At 60.6% G+C, this 13,200-nt stretch carries 15 protein-coding genes; 2 read left to right on the plus strand and 13 right to left on the minus strand.

The window, feature by feature from the left end:
- Positions 1-87: 87 nt before the first annotated feature.
- On the plus strand, positions 88-702 hold the full coding sequence (locus CHR90_RS06960; RefSeq protein ID WP_094408269.1) for a hypothetical protein: 615 nt from the start codon (positions 88-90) through the stop codon (positions 700-702).
- Positions 703-707: 5 nt separating this feature from the next.
- Here the strand turns inward: CHR90_RS06960 and CHR90_RS06965 are convergent, their stop codons facing one another.
- The 4 genes from CHR90_RS06965 to CHR90_RS06980 form a co-directional block, all read right to left on the minus strand.
- Complete coding sequence (locus tag CHR90_RS06965; protein ID WP_094408270.1) at positions 708-1,430, minus strand: HesA/MoeB/ThiF family protein; 723 nt, start codon at positions 1,428-1,430, stop codon at positions 708-710.
- 3 nt (positions 1,431-1,433) lie between these two features.
- Positions 1,434-1,775: a cupin domain-containing protein gene (locus CHR90_RS06970; protein ID WP_094408271.1), complete on the minus strand. Its 342-nt coding sequence runs from the start codon at positions 1,773-1,775 to the stop codon at positions 1,434-1,436.
- A 4-nt stretch (positions 1,776-1,779) separates the two neighbouring features.
- A complete protein-coding gene (locus CHR90_RS06975; protein WP_094408272.1) occupies positions 1,780-2,226 on the minus strand; it encodes an Lrp/AsnC family transcriptional regulator in 447 nt (148 codons plus the stop codon).
- A gap of 71 nt (positions 2,227-2,297) precedes the next feature.
- Positions 2,298-2,831 (minus strand): DUF4166 domain-containing protein, encoded by a 534-nt coding sequence (locus CHR90_RS06980; RefSeq protein WP_170941324.1) that lies wholly within the window; start codon positions 2,829-2,831, stop codon positions 2,298-2,300.
- Between the two features lie 91 nt (positions 2,832-2,922).
- Between CHR90_RS06980 and CHR90_RS06985 the strand changes: the two genes are divergently transcribed.
- The gene (locus CHR90_RS06985; protein ID WP_094408274.1) at positions 2,923-3,351 is read left to right on the plus strand and encodes a thiol-disulfide oxidoreductase DCC family protein; all 429 of its coding nucleotides are present in this window, start codon (positions 2,923-2,925) and stop codon (positions 3,349-3,351) included.
- 140 nt (positions 3,352-3,491) lie between these two features.
- On the opposite strand, the gene CHR90_RS06990 is transcribed toward CHR90_RS06985, so the two are convergent.
- The 9 genes from CHR90_RS06990 to CHR90_RS07030 all read right to left on the minus strand — a co-directional run bounded on the left by CHR90_RS06990 (position 3,492) and on the right by CHR90_RS07030 (position 13,199).
- Entirely contained in the window at positions 3,492-3,668 is a 177-nt protein-coding gene (locus tag CHR90_RS06990) for a hypothetical protein (RefSeq protein ID WP_170941325.1), read from the minus strand.
- A 163-nt stretch (positions 3,669-3,831) separates the two neighbouring features.
- Entirely contained in the window at positions 3,832-5,091 is a 1,260-nt protein-coding gene (locus CHR90_RS06995) for an Nramp family divalent metal transporter (protein ID WP_094408276.1), read from the minus strand.
- A 173-nt stretch (positions 5,092-5,264) separates the two neighbouring features.
- Complete coding sequence (locus CHR90_RS07000) at positions 5,265-6,815, minus strand: phage tail sheath family protein (RefSeq protein ID WP_212668634.1); 1,551 nt, start codon at positions 6,813-6,815, stop codon at positions 5,265-5,267.
- A gap of 160 nt (positions 6,816-6,975) precedes the next feature.
- Positions 6,976-9,444: a DNA topoisomerase (ATP-hydrolyzing) subunit B gene (gene gyrB / locus CHR90_RS07005; protein WP_094408278.1), complete on the minus strand. Its 2,469-nt coding sequence runs from the start codon at positions 9,442-9,444 to the stop codon at positions 6,976-6,978.
- Between the two features lie 162 nt (positions 9,445-9,606).
- On the minus strand, positions 9,607-10,131 hold the full coding sequence (locus CHR90_RS07010; protein WP_094408279.1) for a type II toxin-antitoxin system VapC family toxin: 525 nt from the start codon (positions 10,129-10,131) through the stop codon (positions 9,607-9,609).
- 14 nt (positions 10,132-10,145) lie between these two features.
- Positions 10,146-10,868 (minus strand): hypothetical protein, encoded by a 723-nt coding sequence (locus tag CHR90_RS07015; RefSeq protein ID WP_141210900.1) that lies wholly within the window; start codon positions 10,866-10,868, stop codon positions 10,146-10,148.
- 134 nt (positions 10,869-11,002) lie between these two features.
- A complete protein-coding gene (gene leuB / locus CHR90_RS07020) occupies positions 11,003-12,115 on the minus strand; it encodes a 3-isopropylmalate dehydrogenase (protein ID WP_094408281.1) in 1,113 nt (370 codons plus the stop codon).
- Positions 12,116-12,143: 28 nt separating this feature from the next.
- Entirely contained in the window at positions 12,144-12,758 is a 615-nt protein-coding gene (gene leuD, locus CHR90_RS07025) for a 3-isopropylmalate dehydratase small subunit (protein WP_094408282.1), read from the minus strand.
- A gap of 18 nt (positions 12,759-12,776) precedes the next feature.
- Positions 12,777-13,199 carry an RDD family protein gene (locus CHR90_RS07030; protein WP_094408283.1) on the minus strand — a complete coding sequence of 141 codons (423 nt, stop codon included), beginning with the start codon at positions 13,197-13,199 and terminating at the stop codon, positions 12,777-12,779.
- Position 13,200 lies beyond the last annotated feature (1 nt).

A 13,200-nucleotide genomic window follows, 5' to 3' on the forward strand; every position in this document is an offset into this window, starting at 1 on the left:
TAAAATTGCAAAAAGAATGCTTAATTCGCGTTGATTGAATTTTACGAATTCTTAATTTATGGATACGGCTTTTCGGGGAATAGGGTCATGATCAGAAACGCCGTCGCCATCCTATCGCTCGCCTTGCTCGTCGGGTGTGCTCGCCTATCAACTTCCTCACTGTCCCAAGAAACGAAGTTTACGCCAGAGACCGGCAAGGCGATTGTCGTTCTCGGCTTTGGGTGTGAAACGCTTGAGGGCCATGAATGCGAGCTTGTGGGCAGGAATCTGATTAATGGAAAAATGAATTTACGCGAAGGTGAAAATTTTAGGGTTGGCGACTGGAAAACAAATGGTCTGATTTTATTTCGAGACTTTCAAACCGTGTCGATTTTCAAACGAGCCGCCTTTGCCGTAGCACCCGGAGAATATGCTATAACGGAAGTCTCCAATCAATTTGATCGCAGAACGTATTTAACCAAAATTTTTAAGGATGATAATTATTATATAAAATTCAAAGCTGAAGCTGGGAAGATCAATTATATTGGCGATTTTTACGTTAATGCCCTCCAACTTCCGGCTAAACTCGTGAAATATAGAGTCGACACCACGGTAACAAGAGATTATATGAAGCAATTTCCTGGTGTACAGGGTGATTTACTGGTGCAGGAACTGAACGTAAGTGTACCAGCTCTCGAAGGCGTGATCCCTAAGGTACAATAAAAAGTCTAACCAATCCGCACCCGGTCCAACGAACTCCACAGCGCTTCATACAGCAGCAGCCAGCCCGACAGCGACTCACCGAGGCCGAGGAGTTCTTTGATCGCTTCGACCGCCGCCAGCGTGCCCATCACGCCTGCGGCTGGGCCGAGGATGCCGGTTTCGGCGCAGGAGGGCAAGGCGCCCGCAGCGGGCGGCGCTGGGTAGAGCGCCCCGAAGCCCGGATGCTCCGGCCCCAAATAGGGTTTGAACACGGTCAATTGCCCGGAGAGTTGCACGACCGCCGCCGAAATCAGCGGTCGGCGCAGGCGGGCGCAGGCGTCGGCCACAAGGCGGCGCGTGTCGAAACTATCGCTGCCGTCGATCACCGCGTCGGCCCCAGCGAGCAGCCGGTCGATGCTGGCCTCGGTCGCGCGCTCCGCGCGCAGGATCAGCGTAACGTCGGGATTAAGCGCGCGCAGCGCCTCCGCCGCGCTCTCCACCTTCAGCGCGCCCACCCGCGCTGTGCTATGGGCGATCTGGCGGTTGAGGTTCGAGAGATCGACCCGGTCATCGTCGATCAGCATCAGCCGCCCCACCCCGGCGGCGGCCAGATACAGTAGCGCCGGGCTGCCGATGCCGCCCGCGCCAATCACGGCGACCGTTGCGCGCCCCAGCGTCGCCTGCCCCGGCCCGCCGATTTCCTTCAGCAGCAGATGGCGGGAATAGCGCTGCACCGCCTCCGGCGTCATGGCCTAGGCCTCGGCCACCGCATAGAGTTTGCGCACGGTTTCCACCGTTTCCCAAACGCCGACGAACCCGGCAGGGATGATGAAAGCGTCACCCGCCTTAAACTCCCGCGTCTCGCCATTGCGGTGGATCAGGCGGACCTTACCCGCTAGCAGCACGCACATTTCTTCTTCGGTGTAATTCACTTCCCAGGCGCCGGGGGTCGATTCCCAAATGCCGCAGAAGAAATGCCCGTTGGCGCCGACATATTGATTGGCCACCCGCGTAATCGGGCTACCGCGCAACGGATTGGCCGGTGCGCTTTCCTCGCCGCGGGCGCGGTAATCCAGCAGAAAAGGCAAACTCATCGCACTAGCCCCGTTCGAATTTCATATCCAGCACCACGGCGGATTGGGTGCGGCGCACCCCCGGCGACCGGCCGATATCGTCCAGCAACCGATCCAGCGCCTTCGGCCCCGCCACGGCAACCAACAGCATCATATCGAACTCGCCGCTCACCGTGTGGCAGCGTTTTACCTCCGCCCGCGTCCGCAAGGCTTGGGGCAAACTCGTCCCCGCCCGCGCGTCGAGCGATAGGAACACATGGGCCAGCAACCCTTCCGGCGCCTCCCCCGTGCCCCAGCGCAGCGTATAGCCTGCGATCACCCCATCCCGTTCCAGCCGGGCGATGCGTTCCTGCGTCGCCGACCGCGACAGGCCGATCTTGCGCGCCAGCGAGGCCGTGGGTTCGCGGGCGTTCTGATCGAGCAAGCCCAGCAACCGCCGGTCAGTATCATCAAGACTGGTGCGCTGCGTCATTGGCCAACCCTAACGCGGGCGCGCCGGGCTGAAAAGGATGAATAAAATGCCGGGAAAGCCGGGCAGGCGTCTTACGGGCGCACTATACCCCGATAGCGGATTATCCGGCCCAGAAGCGGCAGATCAATCGGTACATCAAACAGAAGGGCGCCGTCGATCTCCGCCTCTTCCGCCGAACACCGCGGTGCCAACCAGGAAGGCAGGGGCAGGCCTAGGAAAGCGCAGCGGTCCAGCGTCAGATAGAGCCGATCGGCGGTCGCGGTCAGGACGAAATGGCTAGCGAAAGCCCCCATCCGCTCGATGACGACACCCGCGCGCGGCCCTGCCACAAAATGACTGGCGTACCGGCGCGTTCCGATGTGCCGCTCCCAATAGTCGCCCTCCGGCCCCATCTCGAAAACGATCCTTACGGGCACACCCGACCCGGCGGCGGGCAGACCAAGGGCAGCGCAGATTAGCCAGGGCAGCAGGCCCGGCTTGGCGTCCACCTCAGCCGTGCCGGTCACTTCGATGCGACCTTGAGTATCGTGCACCGCGCGGACGGCGGCGGGCAACTGGTCCATTGCCTGGCCCAGCATCCGGCGAAACAGGGTCGGACCTACCATCAACACCTCCGAAATCGGAACCAGCACCGCTGCACTGTTGATTTTTCCGGTAAGGGGTTCAAGCTTTCCCCGAACCGCGAAAGGCTGACCCATGTCGCCACCCCCTACCGATCTGACCCCGTTTCTCGCGGGGCCGACCTACCTCTTCGACGGCGTCTGCGTGCTGTGCAGCGGTGCTGTGCGCTTCGTACTAAAGGTGGAATCGGCACCCAAGATGCGATTTGCAGCAGTGCAGTCGGACAGCGGGCAGGCGCTGCTGGCGCAGATCGGCCTGCCGGGCATGACCGATAGCTTCGTTTTTATTGAGAACGGCCAAGTTTTCCTGCGCTCGGAAGCCGCCTTCCGGCTGGCGGCCTACCTGCGCACGCCGTGGCGATGGGGACGGTTCCTAAGGATTTTACCGCGCAGGTTAACCGATTGGCTTTACGACCGTATCGCCGCCAACCGGTATGCTTGGTTTGGCCGGACGGAAACCTGCTTAATCCCCGCGCCAGAACAGCGGCACCGCTTCGCGCCATAAGGTCGGACGAGGACCGCGCACGTATCGTCTCAACTATATCCCGTCAATTGTGAGATGCGTGCGCAAAAGAAAAACCCCGCCGATGCTGCACCGGCGGGGCTAGGGTCGTCACATCAGGAGAGACGATCCGGGGCGGGGGATTACCGAGTAGACCGGACCGGCGCGACCGGTCGGAACAGGCGCACCGGCAGCGGCATGCCCGTCATGATCCAAAACCCAAAACGCTGGGTTTCGGCTGTAATGCTGATGGCCTGCGCTTTGGATGCGGTTGCAACAGCGCGGCGCGGAAGAGGATCCTCCTTCTTCGAAAACAGCATGCTCATGGCTCCTTGTTATGAGTCTTGTCTAGATGATCCCCCGTGGATCTACAAAAACTCTACGCCCGATCCCTTAACAAAGGGTAAGGACAAAATGAGCATTTTCTGAAGTCGAGTTTTAGGAGTGCCGCCCGTTAGCTCTCCCCGCTAAGTTGCAGAAAATTTAAACTAAATTCATCAGCATCACGCTATTGAGGCCGATGACCAGGGCGGTGGCGCCCCACCCGCCGATCTGCTGCCAGCGGGGCGCCACCAGCGCCCCCATCCGCTGGCGGTCCCCGGCGATCAGCAGCAGCGGCACGACGGCAAAGGGCAGTTGCAACGAGAGGATGACTTGAGAGGCGACGAGCAGCCCTTCCGCCGCGCTTTCCCCATAGACCGCCGCCACCAAAGCCGCCGGGACAAGGGCCAAACTGCGGGTGATCAAGCGGCGCAAGGCGGGGGAGAGTTTCAGGGCCAGAAACCCTTCCATCACGATTTGGCCCGCCAGGGTTGCCGTCACGGTGGCATTCAGCCCGGACGCTAGCAGCGCCCCCGCAAAGGCCACCGCCGCTAGGCCGACGCCGACCACCGGCTCAAGGAGTTTGTAAGCCATCTGAAAATCCAGCGCGCCCGCCGCCCCCGTGAATGCGGTTCCAGCGACGACCAGAATCGCCCCATTGACGAACAGCGCCACGGTGAGTGCCAGGGTCGAATCGATGGTCGCATAGCGAATGGCGCGCGGCTTTTCTGCCGGGGCGGCGGGCCGCGCCTGCACCAGGGCGGTATGGAGATAGAGGTTATGGGGCATGATCGTCGCGCCCAGGATGCCCGCCGCGAGATAGAGCGCCGTGCCATCGGCAAGCCAGTCGGCGCGCGGCACCAGCCCCGCCGCCACCGCCCCAGCGTCGGGCTTCAGCACGATCACTTGAAACAGAAACGCGCCGACGATCAGCCCGGTCGTGCCGATCACAAAGGCCTCTAGCGGCTTCATCCCGCGCCGATGCAGCAGCAGGATCAGCACGGCGTCCAAGCCCGTCAGCAGAATACCATAGAGCAGCGGCAGGCCGAACAGCAGGTGCAGCGCAATCGCCGTGCCGATCAATTCCGCCAGATCGGTGGCGACAATCGCCAATTCCGCCGCCACCCACAGCAGCTTGCCGGTCAGGGGGGAGAAGCGCTCGGCGCTGAGTTGCGCCAAATCCTTGCCCGTCGCAATGCCAACGCGAATGGCCAGCGCCTGCAACAGCATCGCCAGCAGCGAGGCGATCAGCACCACCGACAGCAGGGCATAGCCATACTGCGACCCCGCCGCCAACGAGGTCGCCCAATTGCCGGGGTCCATATAGCCGACCGCAACCAAATAGCCGGGGCCGATGAAGGCGGCGAGGCGCTTCAACGCCGCTAAGGGGTTGGGGGAATTGGGAAGAGCAAGACCCGTCATAGCGCACCTCCGGCAAGGCCGTCGCCCATTGGGGCGAAGAGAGGTTTAGGCTATCTTTAAATGCGACTAACTCGCAATATCATATTGCTGTTAGAGGCCGCGCTTCTGGCATGGGCGGGTCTCTTTTTTAGAATGCCTCTAAGTAAGCAAAGACACCCGCATGCCGGCCCGCCTTACCCGGATTGCGCCATCTGCTGCTGAAAGGTGATCTCGATAAATTCGGCCGGGCGCACCACTGCGACCGCGACCGTCACGCGCATATAACCATCCATCAGATCGCGCGGTGTCATCGTGCTCCCCAAGCCGATATCTACCGAGAAAGCTTCCAACGGCTTCGCCCCTTGCAGCCCGCCCTGCTTCCAAACGTCTGTTAGGAAACTGCCGATCATGCTTTTGACGGCAGCCCAGGTATTGGCGTCGTTGGGCGCAAAAATATAGGCCTGGGCCGCTAATTTTACCGACTGCTCCAGGAAGGTCATCGTGCGACGGACGGCGACATAGCGCCAATCCTGGCTATTCCCATCTAGGGTGCGCGCCCCCCAGATTAAAATCCCCTGACCGGCAAATTGGCGAATCACATTGATCGACTTACCCGTGATCGCATCGACATTCAGGGCGGCCTGCTGGCTATCCGTCAACTGAATGGGAAGGTTGGCAGCCCCGACAATGCTGGTATTGGCCGGGCTATTCCAGACGCCACGGGTCGCATCGTTAACCGTATAAACGCCCGCCATCGCCGCGCTGGGAGGCAGAATACTGGCGGTTGCCGTCACCTGTTGAAGGATCTCGGTATAGGTCAGGCTGGCCGAGAGCAGCGCTGAATGCAGTTGGCTGGGCGTGAGCGGATTGGCCGGGGGGTTTTCGATCGCGTCGATAATCTTCCGCGCGACAGGATTGGGATTTGCGGGCGAATCCAGCAGGGGCGCGAGCGCCGCGATAGTGCCACCAAAGAGATTAGCATAGGTAATCTCCCCCGCCTGGATGACCGTGGTGCCGATAAACGGGTAGTAACACGCCCCATACTTCAGCCCAAAGGGACCGGTACCGAGGCGAAAGGCGGTAATCTGGTCGGAATAGGTTTGCTGCGTCGGCTGGTTACCGTTGACGACATCGAAGAGACAGAAGGCGGTTTCAAGCCGCTCGGCCTGGGTCAGCATCGCCTGAACCAAGGCCGCGTTATCGGTGGGGGACAGCAAGGTCGCTTCTGGACAGAGGTAGAGGGTCGGTTCCGGCTCAGCCTCCAGCAGCGCCAGCCCGGCCTGAAGCTCGGACAGTTTCACATTGGGATTAACGGCCTGTACCCCAGGGGCCGCCACTGGCGCCCCGCTCGCCGCACCATACGGGCCGACCGAAACCACCCAGGCCGCACCGCCCCCATTCAGAAAGAAAAGACGGATGGCATTATAGAGATAATAAATTGTATTGGGGTCTGGCAGGATGGCATAGACGGTATTATTGACCGTAATGCTCGTCCCCGCGGCGGGAACAGACGCTTGCTCTACTAGATAATATTGCGGCGAGTATTGTGCTTGCGGCGCCGAAAGGCCAAAGAGCGCCATATACTCGGCAAAGGAGGTAATCCGCACCGGCTTATTATAATAGGATGTCCCCTGATAATCCGCTCGCGGCGTATAGCCGATAAAGGCGGGCACCGCCGTGGCAACCGGCGTGACAGCGTTGGGGAAGCTATCGGTTCCGGTGATCAAGACGCCGGGCGTTGTCATTATCGGCATAATCGTCATCCGTGTCAGAGGGCCGTCACTCAGCCGAAAAGGTCGAATATCCCTTCCGCCGAGGCAACTCTAACACAGCTAAACCGAAACGATAGCCTGCGCGCCTGTCAGACGCGCGCCGAGCGTTATAGCCGCCCGGCGCGCGGTGTCATTACACATCCAAATTCGCCACCTTCAGCGCGTTGGCCTGAATGAAGTCGCGGCGCGGCTCCACCAAATCGCCCATCAGGGTCGAGAAAACCTCTTCCGCCTGTTCGGTATGGGCGACTTTCACTTGCAGCAGGGTGCGGGCGTTGGCGTCCAGCGTGGTTTCCCAAAGCTGGTCCGGGTTCATTTCGCCCAGGCCTTTGTAGCGCTGGATCGAGACGCCCTTGCGGCCATGCTCGAACAAGGCCTCCACCAGCGCCATCGGCCCGGCGGACTGTTGTTCTTTGTCCTTCAGGCGCAGTTTGGCGGGCTGTTGGAAGGCGGCGCGGAAGGTATCGGCCAGGGTCATCAGGCGGCGCATTTCCACCGAGCGCAGCGTGGCGAGGTCCAGCTCGTAGCGTTCCTCCACCCCGCGCCACATCCGCGACAGGCGCAGACCGTCTTCCGAGACAATGCCCTTCCAGCCGCGTTCGGCCTCGCGGGTCATGGCGTCCAGCCGCGCGGCGATGCGGTCGGCCAGCACCTGTTCGGCGTCGCCCAGCGGCGCATCCGGGTTCGGCAGACCCGCGAGCAGCGCCTGTTCAACCACACTGACGGAGCCAACGCGGCGACCGACCTGGGTGATCAGATTGCGCGCGGCTCGGGCGGTTTCAGCCAAGCGGCGCAGGTCTTCCGCCGCAATCGCGCTGCCATCGCCCAGGGTCAGCGAGGCGTCTTTCAACGCATCGGTCAGCAGATAATCCTCAAGGGCGCGATCGTCCTTCAGGTAGACGGCGCTTTGGCCGCGCTTGGCGCGGTACAGCGGCGGCTGGGCGATATAAAGGTAGCCGCGCTCGATCAACTCCGGCATCTGCCGGTAGAAGAAGGTCAGCAGCAGGGTACGGATATGGCTGCCGTCCACGTCGGCGTCGGTCATGATGATGATTTTGTGGTAGCGCAGTTTTTCGATATTGAAATCTTCCGCGCCGATGCTGGTGCCGAGCGCCGCGATCAGCGTGCCGATTTCGGCGGAGGACAGCATCTTGTCGAAGCGCGCGCGCTCCACATTCAAAATTTTCCCGCGCAGCGGCAGGATGGCCTGGAACTTCCGGTCGCGGCCCTGTTTGGCCGACCCGCCTGCCGAGTCACCCTCGACCAGGAAGAGTTCGGCTTTCGAGGCGTCGCGTTCCTGGCAGTCGGCCAGCTTGCCGGGCAGGGAGGCGATATCGAGCGCGCCTTTGCGCCGGGTCATTTCGCGCGCCTTGCGGGCGGCTTCGCGCGCCGAAGCGGCTTCGACGATCTTGGCAACGATGCGCTTGGCTTCGTGCGGATGCTCTTCGAACCATTGGTTGAGCTTTTCGCCGATGATGTTCTCGACGATAGGCCGCACTTCCGAGGACACGAGCTTGTCCTTGGTCTGGCTGGAGAATTTCGGGTCCGGCACTTTCACCGACAGCACGCAGGTCAGGCCTTCGCGCGCGTCGTCGCCGGTCAAGCTAACCTTTTCCTTCTTCGCGATGCCGCTATCGGTTGCATAGGTATTGACGATGCGCGTCAGCGCCGACCGGAAGCCCGCCAAATGGGTGCCGCCGTCGCGCTGCGGGATATTGTTGGTAAAGCACAGCATCGATTCGTGATAAGCGTCGGTCCATTCCATCGCCGCTTCCACGGTAATGCCGTCGCGCTCGCCCTTGATCATGATCGGCGGGGCGTGCAGCGGCGATTTGGACTTATCAAGATACTGCACAAAGGCCTGCACACCGCCCTGGAAGTGCAGCAGCACGTCTTTCGGTTCCGAATGGCGGGCATCGGTCAGCTTCAGGGTAACGCCGGAATTGAGGAAGGCCAGTTCCCGCAAGCGGTGTTCCAGCGTCTCGAAGCTAAATTCATAGACGTTTTCGAAGGTGCCGTCCGGGTTTTCGTCGGTCTTATAGGAGGGCAGGAAGGTCACTTCCGTACCACGCTTGCCGTTCGACGGGCCGGTGACCTTCAGCGGCGCGACCGAGGCGCCATGACGGAACTCCATCTCGTGGGTATTGCCGCCGCGCCAAATGCGCAGGCGCAGGACGGAGGAAAGCGCGTTGACCACCGACACGCCGACGCCGTGCAGACCGCCGGAAACCTTATAGGAATTCTGGTCGAACTTCCCGCCCGCGTGGAGCTGGGTCATAATGACCTCGGCGGCGGAAATCTTTTCTTCCGGGTGCAGATCGGTCGGAATGCCGCGCCCATTGTCGCGCACCGTACACGACCCGTCCGGGTTCAGGATCACTTCGACGAGATCGCAATGGCCCGCCAGCGATTCATCGATGGCGTTATCCACCACCTCATAGACCATGTGATGCAGGCCCGACCCGCTGCCCGTATCACCGATATACATGCCGGGGCGCTTGCGGACCGCATCGAGACCCCGGAGCACCTTAATCGAATCGGCGGTATACTCTTCACCTTCGGGGGAACCGGCGGGCTTCTTCGGCAGGGCGGCAGAGGTCATGGGTCGGTAGGCTCCACAGAAATCACAGCACGCAGCCCACCGCGCGGCGGGCCTCATAACGTAAGCGGCGCAGTTTAGCAGGTGCAGCGCGGGAGGCCAGCGCTTATGCGGAAGGGCAGGCGTGAGGGGCGGGGATGTTACGGGTGCCGGGGGGCGGAAAGTCTATTTAGGGCGCGAGAACTGAAAGAGTGGCGTATCGGAATGATGGTCGGAAGGATCGAATTCTTCCATATAGACTGCCGGCATCTCGTGCTTGTTAGAAAATTTGCAAAACCCTTCGTCATTGGAATAAATAACGTCGGCTTGATGCACTTTTGCTACCGCTATAATTTGCCAGTCGAATTTGATTTGTGACCAAGTTACTTGCGAGCCTCGCCCGGCCCTTTTATCTCCCGCCTCCCGCGCAGCACGAGCCATCCAAGCAGTTTCCATGGCAGATCGGTAATCGAAGGGCACAATGCGGAACGCTAATGTCCTCTGCACTATTTCCAAGCGCCCCACACCCTCTGGGCCAACGCTAACCAAAACTTCGGCAATGACAGGGGTCGGAATCAGAATCATGGCCTTTTGCCCGGCCAATAAATCGGCCAAAACTCTCACCTTCCGGCGGTAGGGGGTGTCATCCGTAGAATGAGCAGAGGGCGCAAGAAATTCGGTGAGAACAGAAGCATCGAGAACGACTTTCACATCTCACCTCGATCTCAATCACGTATTTCACGCAATGTCTTTTGTATCGTTTCGCTATCCGGCCACCCCGCCCCCAGGGACCGCAGGCGCGCTAAAACATCCGCCAAGCCCTCATCGTCAAGCGGATCGAAGGTATTAATCGTAAAAGAGGATGGAAACCATTTCCCTTGAGGGGAACGTTCCCAAACACCAACCCCAGTGACGCGGACCCAATCAAAAAGATAAGGGGCCATTTCTTTAGCTTTAGATTTATGCAAATCGCACGTAATGCGCCCAATATCCGTTTCCAGCAAAACGGTGACTTTCTTTTCCCCGCTACCACCTAAACGGAGCACGCGGCCGTCCAAACAGCCAACCTCGGTAACGGAGACCGGGGGTAATGGTGGCTTAGGCGCTGGGAACGTTAAGACCGCGGCACTGTCATTAGCGGCCTCTAATGTCGCTGTGCCACCATCGAGTGTAAGAAACTCTGTAATGCGCTTGATGGCGGACCGCGCTCCCTCCGGCCCCGCGCCGGTGGCGAGGTCGGCTAGGCGAGCTTCAATATGGGTGACAACGGAGTCATCAATCTTCAATGCAAGCTTGACGCTTCCAGCGTCTATTCCCCGGAGATGAACGGAGTCCCGATGGCCAAAAACCTCGGCTAAAGCGGTGGCATACTCTGCCAGCCGCCCGAGCGACAGCGTCTCGGGCGTGTAGGGTGTGAGATGAAAAATGTAAGTCCGTCCGTCCGTCATCGGTCGGCTCCTCACCCACAGTCGTACAAGATCAAAGCTCATCAAGAATCTGAGAAAACCACCTCGATAATTTGATTCTGACAGAAAAAAACCGGCAAGGGAATCCCTGCCGGTTTTTCTCGTGGAGCTTGTCCCTACGCCGACAGCTTATCCAATTCCCGCACCAGGGTTTCGCCCATGGTCGAGCAGGAGACGCGGGCGGTGTTCGGGCCCATGATGTCGCCGGTGCGGATGCCCGAGGCGAGCACGTTCTTCACGGCGGTTTCGATCAGGTTGGCGTCTTCGTCCATATCGAACGAATAGCGCAGCATCATCGAGAAGCTGAGGATGGTGGCCAGCGGGTTGGCGATGTCGCGCCCGGCGATGTCGGGGGCGGAGCCGTGGACCGGCTCGTACATCGCCTTGCGGCGACCGGCGGCATCCGGCGCGCCGAACGACGCGGACGGCAGCATCCCGAGCGAGCCGGTGAGCATGGCGGCGCAGTCCGACAGAATATCGCCGAAGAGATTATCGGTGACGATCACGTCGAATTGCTTCGGCGCGCGCACCAACTGCATGGCGCAATTGTCGGCATACATATGCTCGAGCGTCACGTCGGTGTAATCCGCATCGTGCAGCTTCTGCACTTCTTCGCGCCACAGCACGCCCGATTCCATCACATTGGCCTTTTCGACCGAATGCAGACGGCTCTGGCGCTTGCGGGCTAGCTCGAAGGCGACCTTGGCGACGCGGATGATTTCATTGGTCGTATAGACCTGGGTATTCACCCCCCGGCGCTGGCCGTCCGGCAGCGTGGTGATGCCGCGCGGTTCGCCGAAGTACACGCCGCCCGTCAGCTCGCGGACGATCAGAATATCAAGATCGCGCACCAGATCCGGCTTCAGGGCCGAGGCATCGACGAGACCCGGATAGACCACCGCCGGGCGCAGGTTGGCGAACAGGTCCATTTCCTTGCGCAGGCGCAGCAGGCCGCGTTCCGGGCGCTTATCGTAGGGAAGCTGGTCCCACTTCGGCCCACCAACGGCGCCGAGCAATACCGCATCGGCGGCCAACGCATCGGCCATGGTTTCGTCCGACAAGGGCGAGCCGTGCGACTCATAGGCCGCGCCGCCGACCAGACCTTCGCTAACGTTGAAGCTAACCGACCGGCGCTTGGCCATCCAATCGATCACCCGGCGCACTTGGCGCATGACTTCGGGGCCAATGCCGTCGCCCGGTAGAATCAGGAGCGATTTATTCGCAGCCATTTTATTATCCTTCGCTCTTGTAAACTTTTTAGGAGGCGAACAGCCAGGGCTGGCTCTTCTTAGTTGCTTCCTCGTAAGTATCGATCTTATCGCCTTTGACCAGCGTCAGGCCAATATCATCGAGACCTTCCAGCAAACATTTCTTGCGGAACGCATCGACCTCGAAGGCGATGGTGGAGCCATCGGGGCGGGTGATGGTCTGGCTTGCAAGATCGACCGTCAGGCGGGCGTTGGCGCCGTTGCGCGCATCGTCCATCAGCTTATCGACGTCGGCCTGCGGCAGAACGATCGGCAGAATGCCGTTCTTGAAGCAATTGTTGAAGAAGATGTCGGCATAGCTCGCGGCGATGATGCAGCGGATGCCGAAATCGGCCAGCGCCCAGGGCGCATGTTCGCGGCTGGAGCCGCAGCCGAAATTCTCGCCGGTCACGAGAATGCTGGCCTGCCGATAGGCGGGCTGGTTCAGCACGAAGCTGTCGATTTCCTTACCATCCTGCGTGTAGCGCATTTCATCGAACAGGTTCTTGCCCAAACCCGTGCGCTTGATGGTCTTCAGGAACTGCTTCGGGATGATCATATCGGTATCGATGTTGATCAGCGGCAGCGGGGCCGCAATGCCGGTCAGGGTCGTGAAAGGCTGCATGGCGTTTCTCCAGCGCGCTTAGGCAGGGCGCGCAACAACTTGGGTCGAAAGAAGACGGTCGTAGAGCGGCGGTTGCCCGATCAGTACCAGCGGCCAGGTCCAGCCCAGAAACAGCTTGAGGGGCGCCCGCAGCGCGGCACGGGGAAAGCCGAGCGGCTGCCCATCCGTGCGCTGCACTTGCAGCCCCAAAGCCGATTTTCCGAAGGTCTGATACCCTAGGCCGCGTTCCAGCCGGGCGAAATAGAGCCAGGGAATAACGACGAGAATGAGGCGCGCACCCCAGAAGGCGACGCCCTGTTTCTCGGCCTCGGACGCGGCACCGACCGTGATCGCCACGCTCAGCACCAGTCCGATAACGGTCACCAGCAGCGCCACCGCCAGCAGGTCGATCAGACCGGCCAGCAGGCGGCGCACGACCGGCGCTTGGTTTCCCTGGCCCACA

The sequence above is a fragment of the Elstera cyanobacteriorum genome, from assembly GCF_002251735.1.
GTDB lineage: Bacteria > Pseudomonadota > Alphaproteobacteria > Elsterales > Elsteraceae > Elstera > Elstera cyanobacteriorum.